General features: G+C 68.6%; 15 protein-coding genes. 9 read left to right on the forward strand and 6 right to left on the reverse strand.

Translation table 11 applies throughout. The features are described 5' to 3' along the window. The first annotated feature begins 26 nt into the window (after window positions 1-26). The 3 genes from AC0KTM_RS18625 to AC0KTM_RS18635 all read left to right on the forward strand — a co-directional run bounded on the left by AC0KTM_RS18625 (window position 27) and on the right by AC0KTM_RS18635 (window position 3,744). Window positions 27-1,163, forward strand: a complete 1,137-nt coding sequence (locus tag AC0KTM_RS18625; protein WP_238956624.1) for a phosphotransferase family protein — start codon at window positions 27-29, stop codon at window positions 1,161-1,163. Further along, window positions 1,164-2,279: an Rv3169 family protein gene (locus AC0KTM_RS18630; RefSeq protein WP_238956625.1), complete on the forward strand. Its 1,116-nt coding sequence runs from the start codon at window positions 1,164-1,166 to the stop codon at window positions 2,277-2,279. Between the two features lie 118 nt (window positions 2,280-2,397). Further along, window positions 2,398-3,744 (forward strand): flavin monoamine oxidase family protein, encoded by a 1,347-nt coding sequence (locus AC0KTM_RS18635; protein WP_225326382.1) that lies wholly within the window; start codon window positions 2,398-2,400, stop codon window positions 3,742-3,744. Here the strand turns inward: AC0KTM_RS18635 and AC0KTM_RS18640 are convergent. After that, window positions 3,739-4,704 carry an alpha/beta fold hydrolase gene (locus AC0KTM_RS18640; RefSeq protein WP_225326381.1) on the reverse strand — a complete coding sequence of 322 codons (966 nt, stop codon included), beginning with the start codon at window positions 4,702-4,704 and terminating at the stop codon, window positions 3,739-3,741. The genes AC0KTM_RS18635 and AC0KTM_RS18640 overlap by 6 nt on opposite strands. Before the next feature lie 119 nt (window positions 4,705-4,823). Here AC0KTM_RS18640 and AC0KTM_RS18645 point away from each other — a divergent pair, with 119 nt between their 5' ends. Further along, window positions 4,824-6,179 carry a flavin monoamine oxidase family protein gene (locus tag AC0KTM_RS18645; protein ID WP_238956626.1) on the forward strand — a complete coding sequence of 452 codons (1,356 nt, stop codon included), beginning with the start codon at window positions 4,824-4,826 and terminating at the stop codon, window positions 6,177-6,179. Between the two features lie 11 nt (window positions 6,180-6,190). Here the strand turns inward: AC0KTM_RS18645 and AC0KTM_RS18650 are convergent, their stop codons facing one another. The 3 genes from AC0KTM_RS18650 to AC0KTM_RS18660 all read right to left on the reverse strand — a co-directional run bounded on the left by AC0KTM_RS18650 (window position 6,191) and on the right by AC0KTM_RS18660 (window position 9,370). Beyond that, window positions 6,191-7,282, reverse strand: a complete 1,092-nt coding sequence (locus tag AC0KTM_RS18650; protein WP_472416357.1) for a helix-turn-helix domain-containing protein — start codon at window positions 7,280-7,282, stop codon at window positions 6,191-6,193. Next, a complete protein-coding gene (locus AC0KTM_RS18655; protein WP_472416359.1) occupies window positions 7,279-8,466 on the reverse strand; it encodes a glycosyltransferase in 1,188 nt (395 codons plus the stop codon). Before AC0KTM_RS18655 ends, AC0KTM_RS18650 begins: the two co-directional genes overlap by 4 nt. A 145-nt stretch (window positions 8,467-8,611) precedes the next feature. Continuing rightward, the gene (locus AC0KTM_RS18660; protein WP_472416361.1) at window positions 8,612-9,370 is read right to left on the reverse strand and encodes an STAS domain-containing protein; all 759 of its coding nucleotides are present in this window, start codon (window positions 9,368-9,370) and stop codon (window positions 8,612-8,614) included. 216 nt (window positions 9,371-9,586) lie between these two features. Between AC0KTM_RS18660 and AC0KTM_RS18665 the strand changes: the two genes are divergently transcribed. Together AC0KTM_RS18665 and AC0KTM_RS18670 are read left to right on the forward strand one after the other, a co-directional pair. Then, window positions 9,587-11,692 (forward strand): catalase, encoded by a 2,106-nt coding sequence (locus AC0KTM_RS18665; RefSeq protein ID WP_238956630.1) that lies wholly within the window; start codon window positions 9,587-9,589, stop codon window positions 11,690-11,692. Window positions 11,693-11,764: 72 nt separating this feature from the next. Then, window positions 11,765-12,022, forward strand: coding sequence for a DUF7218 family protein (locus AC0KTM_RS18670; RefSeq protein WP_008259505.1), 258 nt, complete (start codon window positions 11,765-11,767; stop codon window positions 12,020-12,022). Here the strand turns inward: AC0KTM_RS18670 and AC0KTM_RS18675 are convergent. Next, window positions 12,016-12,594 carry a nucleotidyltransferase family protein gene (locus tag AC0KTM_RS18675; RefSeq protein WP_225326375.1) on the reverse strand — a complete coding sequence of 193 codons (579 nt, stop codon included), beginning with the start codon at window positions 12,592-12,594 and terminating at the stop codon, window positions 12,016-12,018. The genes AC0KTM_RS18670 and AC0KTM_RS18675 overlap by 7 nt on opposite strands. Window positions 12,595-12,780: 186 nt before the next feature. Between AC0KTM_RS18675 and AC0KTM_RS18680 the strand changes: the two genes are divergently transcribed. The 3 genes from AC0KTM_RS18680 to AC0KTM_RS18690 all read left to right on the forward strand — a co-directional run bounded on the left by AC0KTM_RS18680 (window position 12,781) and on the right by AC0KTM_RS18690 (window position 15,348). After that, the gene (locus AC0KTM_RS18680) at window positions 12,781-13,734 is read left to right on the forward strand and encodes an acyl-CoA dehydrogenase family protein (RefSeq protein ID WP_472416364.1); all 954 of its coding nucleotides are present in this window, start codon (window positions 12,781-12,783) and stop codon (window positions 13,732-13,734) included. Next, a complete protein-coding gene (locus tag AC0KTM_RS18685; RefSeq protein WP_472416366.1) occupies window positions 13,731-14,513 on the forward strand; it encodes a PIG-L deacetylase family protein in 783 nt (260 codons plus the stop codon). Before AC0KTM_RS18680 ends, AC0KTM_RS18685 begins: the two co-directional genes overlap by 4 nt. Window positions 14,514-14,583: 70 nt before the next feature. After that, window positions 14,584-15,348 carry an endonuclease/exonuclease/phosphatase family protein gene (locus AC0KTM_RS18690; RefSeq protein ID WP_238956635.1) on the forward strand — a complete coding sequence of 255 codons (765 nt, stop codon included), beginning with the start codon at window positions 14,584-14,586 and terminating at the stop codon, window positions 15,346-15,348. 49 nt (window positions 15,349-15,397) lie between these two features. Here the strand turns inward: AC0KTM_RS18690 and mbp1 are convergent, their stop codons facing one another. Further along, complete coding sequence (gene mbp1 / locus AC0KTM_RS18695) at window positions 15,398-15,634, reverse strand: microaggregate-binding protein 1 (RefSeq protein WP_225326371.1); 237 nt, start codon at window positions 15,632-15,634, stop codon at window positions 15,398-15,400. Window positions 15,635-15,690: the final 56 nt, after the last annotated feature.

Raw genomic sequence — 15,690 nt, forward strand, 5'->3', positions numbered from 1 at the left:
AAGTCCCAAAGGACGGAGGCACTCCCGTGGCCACTGAACCGGCAGTCGACAACGTCGACCGACTGCAGCGCTCCAGCCGCGACGTCACCACCTTGCCGGCGGTGATGTCGCGCTGGCTTTCTACCGTACTGCCCGACGGCGCAAAACCCGAGGTGACCGTGGAAAGCGGCGTGGATTCGACGGGCATGTCGTCGGAGACCATCATCTTGACCGTCCGCTGGCAGCAGGACGGACAGCCGACCCAGCAGAAGCTCGTGACGCGGGTGGCGCCCACCGCCGAGGACGTGCAGGTCTTCCCGACCTACCGCCTCGACCATCAGTTCGACGTCATCCGCAAGGTCGGCGAACTGACCGACGTGCCGGTCCCCCGGGTGCGCTGGCTGGAGAACACCGGCGACGTCCTCGGCACCCCCTTCTTCGTGATGGACTACGTCGACGGTGAGGTGCCGCCCGACGTCATGCCCTACACGTTCGGCGGCAACTGGTTTGCCGACGCGCCCGCCGAGCGGCAGCGCGAACTACAGGACGCGACCGTCGGAGTACTCGCCGCGTTGCACTCGATTCCGAACGCGCAGAATACATTTGGCTTCCTCACCGAGGGACTGAGCGGCGACACCGCGCTGCGCAAGCACTTCAACTGGGTGCGGTCCTGGTATGACTTCGCGGTGCCCGACATCGGGCGATCGCCGCTTTTGGAACGCACCTTCAACTGGCTGGAAGCCAACTGGCCCGCCGAGGCGGCCGCCGCCGAACCGGTGCTGCTGTGGGGTGACGCGCGCGTCGGCAACGTGCTGTACCAGGACTTCGCGCCGGTGGCGGTGCTGGACTGGGAGATGGTGACGCTGGGCCCGCGTGAGCTCGACGTGGCGTGGATGATATTCGCGCACATGGTGTTTCAAGAACTCGCCGGGCTGGCGACGCTGCCGGGGCTGCCGGAGGTGATGCGCGAGGACGACGTGCGCGCTACCTACGCGCGCCTGACCGGCGTCGAAATCGGCGACCTGCACTGGTTTTACGTGTATTCGGGCGTGATGTGGGCGTGCGTGTTCATGCGCACCGGCGCGCGACGGGTGCACTTCGGCGAAACCGAAAAGCCCGACGATGTCGAATCGCTGTTCTACCACGCCGGATTGATGAAACGTCTTATCGGAGAGGACCAGTAAATGCTCGGACCGCTCGACGAGTTCCCGGTACATCAGATTCCCCAGCCGATCGCGTGGCCGGGATCCTCGGACCGCAACTTCTACGACCGCTCCTACTTCAACGCCCACGACCGCACCGGGAACATCTTCGTGATCAGCGGCATCGGTTACTACCCCAACCTCGGGGTCAAGGACGCGTTCCTGCTCGTGCGGCGCGGGGACACGCAGACCGCCGTGCACGTTTCGGACGCCATCGATCAGGACCGCCTCAACCAGCACGTCAACGGTTACCGGATCGAGGTCATCGAGCCGCTGAACAAGCTGCGGCTGGTCCTCGACGAAACCGAAGGCATCGCAGCCGATCTCACCTGGAAGGGGCTGTTCGATGTCGTCCAGGAACAGCCGCACATCCTGCGTTCCGGCAACCGGGTCACGCTGGACGCGCAGCGTTTCGCCCAGCTCGGCAGCTGGAGCGGGCACATCGTCGTCGACGGCGAGGAAATCACCGTCGACCCCAACACCTGGCTGGGCAGCCGCGACCGGTCCTGGGGCATCCGTCCGATCGGCGAGGCCGAGCCCGCGGGGCGGCCCGCCGATCCGCCCTTCGAGGGCATGTGGTGGCTGTACGTGCCGATGGCGTTCGACGAGTTCGCGATCGTGCTGATCATCCAGGAGGAGCCCAACGGGTTCCGCTCGCTCAACGACTGCACCCGGATCTGGCGAGACGGCCGCGTCGAGCAGCTGGGCTGGCCGCGGGTCAAGATCCACTACCGCTCCGGCACCCGCATCCCGACCGGCGCGACGATCGAGGCCACCACCCCCGACGGCACCGGCGTCCACTTCGACGTGGAGTCCAAGCTGCCGGTCCCCATTCACGTCGGCGGCGGCTACGGCGGCGACTCCGACTGGATCCACGGCATGTGGAAGGGCGAGAAGTTCGCCGAGCGGCTGACCTACGACATGACCGACCCGGCGATCATCGCCCGCGCGGGGTTCGGCGTGATCGACCACGTCGGCCGGGCGGTGTGCCGCGACGGCGACAAGCCCCCGGTCGAGGGCTGGGGCCTCTACGAGCACGGCGCGCTTGGCCGCCACGACCCGTCGGGATTCAAAGACTGGCTCACGGTCGCGCCTTAGCCGGTATGCGAAACGCCGACCCGTTCGACGGTTCTCGGCTCATTCGCGCAACCAGCGCAGGCTCGCGGGCTTCACAATTTCGCCCTGCAAATCGCAGAAATGCGGTTCACTAGAGCGCGTGTCAAAGCCGCCCCGGATCGTCGACGTCGTCGTGGTCGGAGCGGGCTTTGCCGGGCTCGCCGCCGCACGCGAGCTGACCCGGCAGGGCCACGACGTGGTGGTCTTCGAGGGCCGCGACCGGGTCGGTGGACGGTCGCTGACTGGCAGCGTCGCCGGATTGCCGGCCGATCTGGGCGGCACGTTCGTCGGGCCGACCCAAGACGCCGTGCTGGCGATGGCGGCCGAACTCGACGTTCCCACGATTCCCACGCACCACGACGGCAAGAACCTGATCCACTGGCGCGGCTGGACGCACGCGTATCGCGGCACGATTCCCAAGCTGTCCCTGACCGGCCTGCTGGACATCGGCCGGCTGCGCTGGCAGTTTGACAGGATTGCCCGCGGGGTCCCGCTGGCGGCCCCGTGGGACGCCCGGCGGGCGCGCGAACTCGACGGCGTGTCGCTCGGCGGCTGGCTGCGCTCGGTGCGGGCGACGGCCTCGTCGCGCGACCTGCTGGCGATCGTGGCGCGGGTGACCTGGGGGTGCGAACCCGACGACGTGTCGATGCTGCACGCGGCCCGCTACGCGCACGCGGCCGGCGGCCTGGACCGGCTGCTCGACGTCGAGGACGGCGCCCAGCAGGACCGCTTTCCCGGCGGCACGCAACAGATCGCCGAGGCCGCGGCCGCCGAGCTGGACACGCGGGTGGTGCTGGGCGCGCCGGTGCGGCGCATCGAACGCCACGGCGCGGGCGTGACCGTCACGACCGATGTCGGCGAAACCGAGGCCGGCTTCGTCATCGTCGCGATCCCGCCGGCCCATCGCGCCTCGATCGAGTTCACTCCCCCGCTGCCCGCCGAGTACGAGCAACTCGCCCGGCATTGGCCGCAGGGCCGGCTCAGCAAGGCGTATGCGGCCTATTCCACGCCGTTTTGGCGGGCCAACGGATTCTCCGGGCAGGCGCTGTCCGACCAGGGCCCCGTTTTCATCACGTTCGACGTCAGCCCGCATCCGGACGGTCCGGGCATTCTCATGGGTTTCGTCGACGCCCGCGCGTTCGACTCGCTGCCCGGCGATCAGCGCCGCCGCGACGTGTTACGTTGTTTTGCAACGCTTTTCGGCGACGACGCACTCAAGCCTCTCGACTACGTCGATCATCGTTGGGGCGCAGAGGAATTCGCGCCCGGCGGCCCGACCGCGGCGGTGCCGCCAGGGTCGTGGATGCGATTCGGGCGGTGGCTGCGCGAACCGGTCGGCCCGATCCACTGGGCCGGCACCGAAACCGCCGACGAGTGGACGGGCTTCCTCGACGGGGCGATCAGGTCCGGCCAGCGGGCGGCCGCCGAGGTCACCGCGCTGCTATGAACTGATCCGGCTGGTCGCGGCGTTGTGGATGGCCGCTTCGGCCAGCGCGCGCAGCTGGCGGCTCACCTCGCGGGGGTGCTCCAGCATCGAGCAGTGCCCCCCGGGTAGCTCTACCAGGCCGATCAGGTTGGGCGCGTCACGTGCGATCCTGCGGGACTGGCCGATCGGTGTCAGCCGGTCGCGTTCGCTGCCGATGACCAGCGTGGGCACCGTCAGCCCGCTGAGGTCGAGATAGCGCGACCCCACCGACGCGACCAGCGCCCGCGCGCATCCGGCCCGCCCCAGCGGCGACGTCTTCTCGAAGAGCTCGTAGACGATCCGCGCGATGCTCGGGTCGGCGTCGCGCCCGGTCGCGAGCATCGCAACCACATAACGGCTCGGGATGCGGGCCGCCCCCGGGACGGGAAACCCCCCGAACGCGCCGATCAGGGCCCGCCCCGCGAGCACCCGCGCCGGCGACAACCCGTGCGGGACAGCGAGCAGTTGCACGTTGCGGATCAGGTCACCGGTCGTGGTGTTGATCAGCGCGACGGCGTCGGCGCGCCGCGCGACCTTGTGCCGGTAACGCTCCGACCATGCGGCGATGGTCATGCCGCCCATCGAGTGACCGGCCAGCACCGCCCGCTCGTGCGGCGCCAGCGTCGCATCCAGCACCGAATCCAGGTCGGACGCAAGGTGTTTGAGGCTGTAACCCTTGGCCCGCGGCACGCCACTTCGGCCGTGCCCGCGATGATCGAACGCGATCACCCGGTAGTCGCCGGCCAGCTCGGCGATCTGGTAGGCCCACGCGCGGATCGCGCAGGTGATGCCGTGCGCCAGGACAATCGGATAACCGTCGGGAGGCCCGAACACCTCCGCATGCAGCCGGGTGCCGTCGGCCGCGCGGACCGACACGGTCTCACTCGGCGGCAGCCGTTCGGGGAAGGGGTCAATTGCGCGTACCGACCGTCGAGCACTCATCGCCGCTCCCCCCTCGAACGCGGCCCCGTCGCCGCAGCTAAGGATGAGACGATTTTATCCCGATATTCGGCGGGGATTTGGGAAATCCGGCAAACGGTTCTTATGAGACGCTTAGACCCGTGTCTTGGTTGTCGCGGCGGGCGTTTCTCGCGGCCACCGCGGGCGTCGTCGGCGCCGGGATGGCGTCCGCGTGCGCGCCGAAGCATCCGCCGTCCGAGGACATCGACTCGGTCCTCGTCGTCGGCGCCGGACTGGCGGGATTGTCCGCCGCCCGCAGCCTCGACGACGCCGGGCGGGCGGTGCGCGTCATCGAGGCCCGCGACCGCATCGGTGGCAGGGTGTGCACCGACCGCGGCTGGGGGACGCCCCTGGAGCTGGGCGCGTCGTGGATCCACGGCGCGACGGGCAACCCGCTGACCGAACTGGCGCGACGGGCGGGGGCCCGGCTGGTCGCCACCGACTATTACGGGTGGGCCGAGCTCGTGGCCGATCCCGCTCTGCGGCCGGCCGATTACCGCAGCGCCACCTGGCGCGCGTTCGTGGAACGAGCCCGCGACCAAGCCGGCGCCGGCAGCCTGGGCGACGCCGTCAAGGCCGCCGCCACCGCCGCGAGGCTTTCCCCGTCCGATCGAGCCCAACTGGCGTTCTACCTCACCACCGAGGTCGAGGACGAATACGCCGCCGACGCGGATCAGCTGTCGGCCGGCACCTTCGATAAGGGTGACTACTCCGGCGGCGACCAGGACGTGATCACGAACGGCTATGACGCCCTGCCGAAGTCGCTCGCCGACGGGCTCGCGATCGAGCTCAACGAACCGGTGACCGCGATCGTGCACGGTGAGGACGCCGTCGTCGTGCGGACCAAGCACAACGCATACCGGGGACCGGCCGCGATTGTCACCGTTCCCCTCGGCGTGCTGAAAACCGGTGCGATCGCCTTTGATCCAGCTCTGCCCGATGGGCACGCCCGGGCGATCGACGCGCTGGGCTTCGGCGTCTTGTCCAAAAGCTTCTTCCGCTTCGATCAACGAACGTGGAAGGCGGACAACGCCTTCTACCAATACCTCGGGCCCGACGGCGGCCTGTGGTCGCAATGGTTCACCGTGGCCAGCGATGTGGCGCCGGTGGCGGTCGCCCTCAACGGCGGCACCCGCGGCCGATTCGTGGAGTCGCGCTCGCCCCAGGATCTGTTGGCCAGCGCGGCACCGATCGCGCGCCGGCTCTTCGGTGAGCACATCGCGCTGACCGACGTGCGGACGTCCAACTGGAGCGTCGATCCGTATGCGCTCGGCGCCTATTCGTTTCACCCGCCCGGCTCCGGTCCCGACGACCGGTGCCGGCTACAGCAGCCGATCAGCGACCGGCTCTATCTGGCGGGCGAGGCGGTCGGCGTGGATAATCCGGCCACGGCGGCCGGCGCCGTGCTCAGTGGCCGCTATGCCGCGAACCAGCTGCTGCGCCGGTTGAGTGGTTGACCGCGCGGGCGTCACGCCGGGGTCTGTTGCCGCAGCGTGGTGTGGGGGCTTTGCCCGTAGGTCTGCCGGTAGAGCACGGCGAAGCGCCCGGTGTGCGCGAACCCCCACCGCCGGGCGATCTCGGTGACGGTCGAGGCGCCCGCCGTCGCCGCGATCAGCTCTTGGTGGGCGCGGCGAAGCCGGACCCGACGCATGTACTCGGTCGGTGTGGTGTCGAGCCGGCGGCGGAACAGGTACTGGACCGCCCGTGGGGTCAGATGCACGGCGGCCGCGACGTCGTTGATGCCGATGTCCTCGGTGGTGTGGCGGTGGATGAAAGACACCGCCTCCTTGAGCGTTTCGGGCAGCGCGAGGCCGCTGGCCGGATCCTGCTCGGTCAGGTTGGACGGATAGCACTCGAGCAACGCGCCGGCCAGCAGGTTGGCCATGCCCGCGGCGATCATCGGTTGCTGGGCGGTGTCGGAACAGGCCAACGTCGTCAACACGTAGTCGAGCGCTCGATGCCAGGCCCGCACGGCGGCACGCGAACGCGGACGCCATTTCAGGAACTGGGTCTGTTGCGACAGCGCCGTGTGCCATTCGGCGGCGACCGCGTGCAGCACCTCCGCCGCGAGGACAACCACATCGAAACGCGCGCCGTTGCAGTGCAATACACAGGACATACCGTGCGTGACGAGAATCGGGAAGTCCGCGGTCGCCGAGGGGCCGCCCGCGACGCTCAGCGATCCCGCGCGCGGTTGTATGACGACAACGGTGTCGGCCGCCGGGATCTCGAGCGTCAACCGACCCTGGATGGCCACCTCGTCCACCGTCATCGACCCGGTGTCCCGGCGCCGATGCGACACCGCGCAGTGGCCGGTGAAGCCGGAGAGCCGCCAGCCCGGCCGATAGGCGCCGGCGAAAAGCCGGCGCGCCGCCTGCACATCGCTGCTACGAAACTGCTTGTATTCCACCGCGACTGGTTGGACCCCGTGATCCGGGTCGGCGCCGAGCTCGGGCCGGCCTGGACAGTACTCGGCCCGATCCTCCTCGACCGCTGCGCCCGCAGGACTGACGAACTCCCCGGACGGTAAGCCGGCGGTCCCGCGGGTCGCGGTAGTCATGGCCGGCTCAGAGGAAGGACTGTGGGCACCCTCGTCACTGCCCGGTCGTGCGCCCCCAGGCTCTGGTAAACGTTCAGCGCGTCGAGCGCGATCCGGTCCCACCCGAAGCGTGACTGTGCGCGGCTCCGTCCGGCCGCGCCCATGCTTTCGCACTGAAAGTGCTGGGCGAGGAGCCTTCTCAGCGCGGCGGCCAGGCCGACGGGATTTTCCGGAGGCAGTACGATACCGGTGATGTCGTCGAGGACGACGTCGGCCAGCGCGCCCACGGTCGCGGCGACCACCACCACGCCACTGGCCATGGCCTGCAGCGCGGTCGAGGGGCGCAGCGGTTGACGAGGCGTGCACACCATGACGTCGGCGGACCGCACCCACATCGGCATTTCGCTGCCGGGGATCGTGCCCGCGAAGCGGACACGGTCGGCGACCCCGAATTCCTTGGCGAGATACTGCAACTGGGCTCGCGCGTCATCGTGCACGGTGTTCGTCGCGTCGGTTTCCGCGATGACCAACTCGGCCCCCGGGACCCGGTACAGCGCACTGATCGCGATATCAAAACCGTTATGCTGCAGCGGGTTCGGCGCCACACACAGGACGCGTTGCAGCCCGTTGCGGACAATTTCCGGACCGGCCGGCGTGTAACGCTCGGAGTCCACGCCGCAGGTCAACGCGGACACCCGCGCGCGGCTGTGGCGCAGTTGGGCCAGCATGTCGACCTCGGCGCTGCTCTCGCCGGTCGCCCACATCGCGCTGCGCGCCAGCAGCGGCTCGATACGCTCGCGTTCGCTCTTTGGCGGTGCGGCCACGGCACGGTCGCGCGCCGTCGCGGCCAGGCCCAAGAACGTCTGCACGACCGGGACACACCGACGTCGTGCGGCCAGTTGCGCGGCCAGGCCACCCAGCCACCCGTACGCATGCACGACGTCGGGATGTTCCTTTGACCAGACGCGCTCCAGTTTCGCCGCCCATTCCCCGACGTAGGGCAGCACGTCGACGGCGGAGGCCGCCGCGCGCGGGCCGACCGGAACCGACACACGGCGGCAGCCGCCGATGGCTGCCTTCGCGCGCCGTCGACCGCTTTGGCGCAGGCAGACCGTCGCGTCATGCCCCTGCGCCGTCAGCGCGACACCCAGCTGCTCGGGGTCCTCCCCGACCACGTCGTCGCCGCTGACAATTGCGATCTTCAACCGCGGTTCCTCCCCGCACGTCGTCCGTCCCCCGGCATCACGTGGCATACCTCTTGTGGGCGTCCGCGAAACGAACAAGATCGCGACTTCGTTTGGTGGCCGGGGTTTCGTCTGCTGGCCCCGAGTGAAACGCTCGGAGGCGGTATCAGAGCTGGTTTTCCCGGCCGACCAATGCCCAGACGGTTTTGCCCGACGATGTGGGGGCCGCGCCCCACGCGCGCGACACCGCGGAGACGATGGCCAGTCCGGAGACGACGTCGGCACCGCGCTCGGGAGCCTCGCGCCGGCCGGGCAGCTGGGGACTGTCGTCCGCGACCGCAACGGTGACGGTGTCTCGATAGCTCTCGACGATCAACACCGGCGCACTCTCGGTGTGGTCGAGAGCGTTCTCGACGAAGACGGTCGCCACCGTGGCCGCGACCGCGACCACTTCGCGGATGTCCCATCTGGTAAGGCGGTCGGTGACCACGCCACGTGCATGGTCGATGCTGTCGCAGGATCGCGCAAGCTCGGTGCGCGCCCGTCGCCGGACCTTGCGGGATTGATCGTGCACTGCGTCCAGCGCGAGCCGCCGGGTGGAATGGATCGGCACATATCGGGCGACGCCGGCCGTCGCGATCGCCCGGCGCACCGCCGGCTGTCCGCACACCAGCAATATCGGGACGTCCGGCCACACGCTGACATGCCAACGAGCGCTCTTGAACACCGTCCAGGCCGAAATGGATGAAGCGCGCAAACGATCGACATCAACAATCACCGCATGCGGCTCGTCGATCGCTGCCGTGATCACGGCATCGCGGACCGCGAGATAGGTCTCGCTGTCGAGCACGCCTTCCATCGTCAGGATTGGTACGCTTTGAGGGGTTTCCCTCTCGATCCAGATAGCCGGCGGATGGACATTCATCGGATGTCGCTCCGGTGGAGCTTCCGGGCCGCCCGATTTCCGCCGTTTTCGTCAGCCGCCGCAATCACCACTGCCGTCTACCCGCATCGATGGCAGGCAACCCTCGAAGCCATGGACCGGTGCCGGATTCGGGCCGTTTTACCCGGGTTTGACGGTGGTACTCCACACCGTTGAGCGACCGTTGAGCGGCCCAGCAAATCACCCAGAAAGGCAGTCATGGCTACCGACCCCAATCCCAAGCAGCGCGACCTGGAGTCCGCCCGGTTCCGTCGGGACACCGGATACCTGACGACCCAACAGGGTGTGCGCGTCGACCACACCGACGATTCGCTGTCGGTCGGTGAGCGGGGGCCGACGCTGCTGGAGGATTTTCACGCGCGCGAGAAGATCACCCATTTCGACCACGAGCGCATCCCGGAGCGCGTGGTGCACGCGCGGGGTGCCGGCGCCTACGGCTATTTCGAACCGTATGACGACTCGCTGGCGCAGTACACCGCGGCGAAATTCTTGACGACGCCGGGCCTGCAAACCCCGGTGTTCGTGCGATTCTCCACGGTGGCCGGCTCCCGAGGGTCGGCCGACACCGTGCGCGACGTGCGCGGCTTCGCCACCAAGTTCTACACCGAACAAGGCAATTACGACCTGGTGGGCAACAACTTCCCGGTGTTCTTCATCCAGGACGGGATCAAGTTCCCCGACTTCGTGCACGCGGTGAAACCCGAGCCGCACAACGAGATTCCGCAGGCGCAGTCGGCACACGACACACTTTGGGATTTCGTGGCGCTGCAGCCCGAGACGCTGCACACCATCATGTGGCTGATGTCGGACCGGGCCCTACCGCGCAGCTACCGCATGATGCAGGGCTTCGGCGTGCACACCTTCCGGCTGGTAAACGACCGCGGCGAGGGAACTTTTGTGAAGTTCCACTGGAAGCCGCGGCTCGGCGTGCACTCGCTGATCTGGGACGAATGCCAGAAGATCGCCGGCAAAGACCCCGACTACAACCGACGCGACCTGTGGGAGGCCATCGAGTCGGGCCAGTACCCGGAATGGGAGCTCGGCGTCCAGCTCGTGCCCGAGGAGGACGAGTTCAAATTCGATTTCGATCTTCTCGACGCGACGAAAATCATTCCCGAGGAACAGGTTCCGGTTCGTCCGGTGGGGAAGATGGTGTTGAACCGCAACCCGGACAACTTCTTCGCCGAGACCGAGCAGGTCGCGTTCCACACGGCGAACGTGGTGCCGGGCATCGACTTCACCAATGATCCGCTGCTGCAGTTCCGCAACTTCTCCTACCTGGACACCCAGCTGATCCGGCTGGGCGGCCCCAACTTCGCCCAGCTGCCGATCAACCGTCCGGTGGCCGAGGTCCGCACCAACCAGCACGACGGTTACGGACAGCACGCGATTCCGCAGGGCCGCTCCAGCTACTACAAGAACACCATCGGCGGCGGCTGCCCCGCGCTGGCCGACGAGAACGTATTCCGGCACTACACCCAGCGGCTCGACGGGCAGACCATGCGCAAGCGGGCCGAGTCCTTCGAGAATCACTACAGCCAGGCGCGAATGTTCTGGAAGAGCATGACGCGCGTGGAAGCCGAACACATCGTCGCCGCGTTCGCCTTCGAGCTCGGCAAGGTGGAGATACCCGAGATCCGTTCGGCGGTGGTCGCACAGCTCGCCCGGGTCGACGGCGAACTGGCCGCCCAGGTGGCCGCGAAGCTGGGACTTCCCGCGCCGCCCGAGGAGCAGGTCGACGACGCGGTGGCCGCCTCACCGGCGCTGTCACAAGTCACCGACGCGGGCGACACCATCGAATCGCGCAAGGTCGCGGTGCTGGCCGCCGACGGCGTCGATGTGGTGGGAACACAGCGCTTTATCGAGCTGATGGGACAGCGCGGCGCGGTGGTCGAGGTGTTGGCCCCGGTGGCCGGCGGCACGTTGGAGGGCGGATCCGGCGGCGAACTGCCCGTCGACCGTTCCTTCACGACGATGGCGTCGGTGCTCTACGACGCGGTCGTGGTGGCGTGCGGGCCGCGGTCGATAGCGACGCTGTCCAACGACGGGTATGCGGTGCACTTCGTGACCGAGGCCTACAAGCATCTCAAGCCCATCGGCGCGTACGGCGCCGGCGTCGACCTGCTGCGCACCGCCGGCATCACCAACCGCCTCGCCGAGGACACCGACGTGCTCAACGACCAATCCGTCATCACCACCACGGCCGCCGCCGACGAGTTGCCCGACCGCTTCGTCGAGGAATTCGCCGGCGCGCTCGCTCAACACCGTTGCTGGCAGCGTCGCACCGACCCGGTTCCGGCCTAGCGCCGGTGTTTTCCCCGCGGTCGGGGCGGGCATAACTGAAAAGGCGTCTCACCGTGGACAGGAGGATGGATCATGCCGCGTTCGTCGATCAAGAACGAGAAGCTGTACCAGGATCTGCGCAAGAAGGGTGACTCCAAGGAGAAGGCCGCGCGGATTTCGAATGCGGCCGCCGGCCGGGGCAAGTCCTCGGTGGGTCGCAAGGGCGGCAAGTCCGGGTCTTACCAGGACTGGACCGTTCCCGAACTGAAGAAGCGGGCCAAAGAGCTTGGCATGTCAGGCTATTCGAGCCTGACGAAGGACAAGCTGGTGGCCAAGCTGCGTAATCACTGACGCGTCAGCCCGAGCCGGTCGGCCAGCACCAAGAAGGCGACCGCGTAATCGTTTTCGGCGGTCTGCGCGGCGATGCGCCGCCAGTCCAGGCGTTCGCGCACCGCGCGCACGGCCGGCAGCAATCTGGCGAAGTCGCAGTGATGCTCCCCCAGGGAGCGCAGCTGCTGGACAAGCACCATGGTGGGCGGCAGCACCGGCATGCTGATCGCCAGGACCTCCTGCTGTTCGGCCTGATCCAGCGTGTCGGCATCGACCGGTACGCCGTTGATGCGATGCAGGACATCGACCAGCGTGTCGCCGGTGCGGGCCTTGAACAACCAATCCTCCGGGGGCCGTTCGACGACGAACCCGGCATTGGTGAGGGTGGCCACGGCCGTCTCCACGTCGGCCTCGGCCACCACGAGGTCCACATCGTGACTGGGTTCCGGTGCGCCGTAAGCCCATAACGCGTAGCTGCCCGCCAGGGCGAAACGCGGCCCATGCTCCTTGAGCGCCGAGGCGGCGCCCTTCAGCGCCTCTCGCAACCGCGAGGCGCAGCTGGTTGCGTCGGCATGTGCGTCGAGGGGTGCCATGGTGCATTAGGTGATACCCCGCCGGCGCCACGGACAACCTGCCGACGGACGATCGTAAGGCCGTTTAACTTCCGGCCAATGGGGAAAACGTCCCGTTATGTCAACCGCGGTGCCACGTTCATATGATGCTGCGACCGGTGTGATTCCGGCCGTGCGATCGGGGGCATCCCCGGCGGGGGGTCCGGCGTGACGGCGGGGCTCATCGAACATTGGCTCGAGTCCGGACGACTCGATCTGCCTCTTCCCGCGTCGGGGCGCACGGCCGAACGCTGGCAGCGGCTGGCGCGGCTGGCCGAGGACAACATCGTCGCGGCCAGGATCGCCGAGTCCCACGTCGATGCCGTCGCGATCCTGCACGAGTTGGGCGGCAAGCCCCCCGACCCGGGTCAGCTGTGGGGCGTGTGGGCCGCCGAAGCCCCGGACACGGCGCTGACGGCCACCGACACCGACGGCGCGTTCACCTTGAACGGCACCAAGGTGTGGTGCGCGGGCGCCGGGTTTTGCACGCACGCGCTGGTGACCGCACGGCTCGGGGACGGGACGCAAGGCCTGTTCGCGGTGACCGTGACCGACCCGGCCGTCAAGGCGTTGCCCAGCACCTGGTGGAACGCGGGGATGGCCGGCAGCGACACCAGGCCGGTCCTGTTCACCAACGCCCAGGCCGTCGCCGTGGGCGACCCCGGGGACTACCTGGATCGACCGGGATTCTGGCACGGCGCAATCGGTGTCGCCGCCTGTTGGCTCGGCGGCGCACGCCGGGTCGCCGACCCGCTATATCGCTGCGCCGCAAGCCAATCCGCCGACGCGTACTCGCTGGCACACTTGGGTGCCGTGGACGCCGCGCTGGCCGCCAGCGACGCGATCCTCGCCGAGGCCGCGGTCCAGGTCGACGCCGATCCGTTCGACCGCTCCGGAACCGCGCAACTGCTGGCGCGCCGCGTCCGCACGATCGTGGAACACGCTGTCGACGAAGCGATTACGCGCACCGGCCGCGCCCTGGGCCCGGGCCCGCTGTGCCAGGACGGGCGGCACGCTCAACGGGTCGCGGACCTGAGCATCTACATCCGGCAGAGCCACGCGGAGCGAGACCTGGCCGAACTCGGGCAGCTGGCGGGCAAGCAGGCGATGAGGGCGCCGTGAAAACCGTGCCGGCGGGCAACTGCGCGTTTGCCCCCGATCCGCTGACCCATGGCGGCACCCCGGTGCCGTTGTGGCTGGCCGCCTTCACCGAACGGCCGCTGCCCACACTGGATTTGGCGGAGTGCCGACGGCTGATCGTCGTTGCCCCGCACCCCGACGACGAAACCCTCGGCCTGGGTGCGATGACCACGCAACTGACCGCGAGGGGGGTTGACGTTCACGTGGTCTCGGTCAGCGACGGCGGCGCCGCCCAACCCGGAGTGTCGGTCTCCGACCGGCTTCGCATGGCGACCATTCGCAGATACGAAATGGGCCGGGCGGCCAGACATTTGAATGTCCCCAGCCCGATCTCGCTGGGGTTTCCCGACGGTGAGCTGACGGATCACGAGAACAGCCTGGCCGACACGCTGGTGCAGATGCTCGCCGATGGCGGTCCGGCGACCTGGTGCGCAGCGACCTGGCGGGGCGACGGGCATCCCGACCACGAAGCCGTGGGGCGCGCGGCCTCGGACGCGTGCGCCCGCACCGGCGCGACGCTGCTGGAATATCCGGTGCTGATGTGGCATTGGGCGCATCTCGCCGATCCGGCGGTGCCGTGGACCCGAGCCTATTCGGTGCCATCTCCCAGCTGGGCGATGGGTCGCAAACGCCGTGCGGCGCAATGCTATCGAAGTCAACTCGAGCCCACCGATGGGGAATCCTCGCCCATATTGCCGAGTTTCGTGCTCGCGCGGCTGCTCGCGGTGGGCTCCGCCGTGGGAGAAGTCGTATTTCGGTGATCCACGCACCGACCCGCTGCGGGAATGCCGCGGTGCGTGCCCGAGCGGGAAAGTGGGTAGGCGAAAACCTATGCGCGTGGCGACCTTCAACATCCTGCACGGCCGCACGGTCGGGAACGGCGTCGACGTTGCGCGCCTGCGCGATTGCGTGCGCCGCCTCGATCCGGACGTGCTCAGCTTGCAGGAGGTCGACTGCGATCAACCACGCTCCGAGCGGGCCGACCTGACCGCTGCCGCCGCCGAGGCCATGGGCGCGGTGGAGCACCGGTTCGTCGCGGCGATTTCCGGTACCCCGGGCGCCACCTGGATGGCCGCCACCGGCCGCGAACAGCCGGGGACCGCCGCGTACGGGATCGCCCTGCTGTCCCGATACCCCGTGGCCAGTTGGCAGGTGTTGCGGCTCCCCCGCATCCCGATGCGCTTTCCGATGTACCTGCCCGGCCCCAACCGGGTGATGATCGTCGATGAGGAGCCGCGCGCGGCGGTCATCGCCCGGCTGCGCACCCCGATGGGCGGTCTGACGGTGGCCAACACGCACCTGTCGTTCGTTCCGGGCTGGAACCGGCGCCAGCTGCTGCGGGTGATTCACGACCTGCGCGGCTTCCCGGGCCCACGGTTGCTGACCGGCGACTTGAACATGACGCCGAAAACCGTTCGTCGCTGGTCGGGCATGCGGGCGCTGGCCGTCGCCGAAACGTTTCCCGCCGATCACCCCAACCGCCAGCTCGACCACATCTTGACCGACGACCCCCGGCTGCGCGGCGGCCCGGTCGAGGCCAGCCCGATGCCGATTTCCGATCACCGCCCGCTGGTGGTCGACCTGCAGCGGGTGTGAGTCGGGGGCCCGGCCCGAGAAACGGACCGGACCCCCTGACTGAAGCTGCCTACTGGTTTTTCTTCTGGCGCTCTTCGGCCGCGTCCGCACCGGCGCGCGCCGACTCGGCTTCGGCTTCCTTCTTGCCCGCGTCGCGTTGGGCGTCGGCTTTGTCTTGCTGAGCCTGGCCCTCGTCGACAAGGTCGTCGCGACCGAGCACGGTCCCCCCGACCTCCTTGGCCTTGCCCTTCACGCCCTCGACGGCGCCCTGCACCGCTTCCTGCGGCCCGCTCTTCTGGTCTCCCATGGGTTGACCTTCCTCTCGGTGGTGAGTGAGCTTGCGCTCGATGGCACCTAGGGCGT

It is taken from the genome of Mycobacterium sp. NTMscope_Eco_3, from assembly GCF_976985685.1.

What these genes read in the sequence shown, in the direction of transcription:
- AC0KTM_RS18660 (WP_472416361.1), bottom strand. Translation starts at nt 9,370, where the DNA reads ATGAATGTCCATCCGCCGGCTATCTGGATCGAGAGGGAAACCCCTCAA.
- AC0KTM_RS18665 (WP_238956630.1), top strand. Translation starts at nt 9,587, where the DNA reads ATGGCTACCGACCCCAATCCCAAGCAGCGCGACCTGGAGTCCGCCCGG.
- mbp1 (WP_225326371.1), bottom strand. Translation starts at nt 15,634, where the DNA reads ATGGGAGACCAGAAGAGCGGGCCGCAGGAAGCGGTGCAGGGCGCCGTC.
- AC0KTM_RS18640 (WP_225326381.1), bottom strand. Translation starts at nt 4,704, where the DNA reads ATGAGTGCTCGACGGTCGGTACGCGCAATTGACCCCTTCCCCGAACGG.
- AC0KTM_RS18670 (WP_008259505.1), top strand. Translation starts at nt 11,765, where the DNA reads ATGCCGCGTTCGTCGATCAAGAACGAGAAGCTGTACCAGGATCTGCGC.
- AC0KTM_RS18630 (WP_238956625.1), top strand. Translation starts at nt 1,164, where the DNA reads ATGCTCGGACCGCTCGACGAGTTCCCGGTACATCAGATTCCCCAGCCG.
- AC0KTM_RS18675 (WP_225326375.1), bottom strand. Translation starts at nt 12,594, where the DNA reads ATGGCACCCCTCGACGCACATGCCGACGCAACCAGCTGCGCCTCGCGG.
- AC0KTM_RS18650 (WP_472416357.1), bottom strand. Translation starts at nt 7,282, where the DNA reads ATGACTACCGCGACCCGCGGGACCGCCGGCTTACCGTCCGGGGAGTTC.
- AC0KTM_RS18690 (WP_238956635.1), top strand. Translation starts at nt 14,584, where the DNA reads ATGCGCGTGGCGACCTTCAACATCCTGCACGGCCGCACGGTCGGGAAC.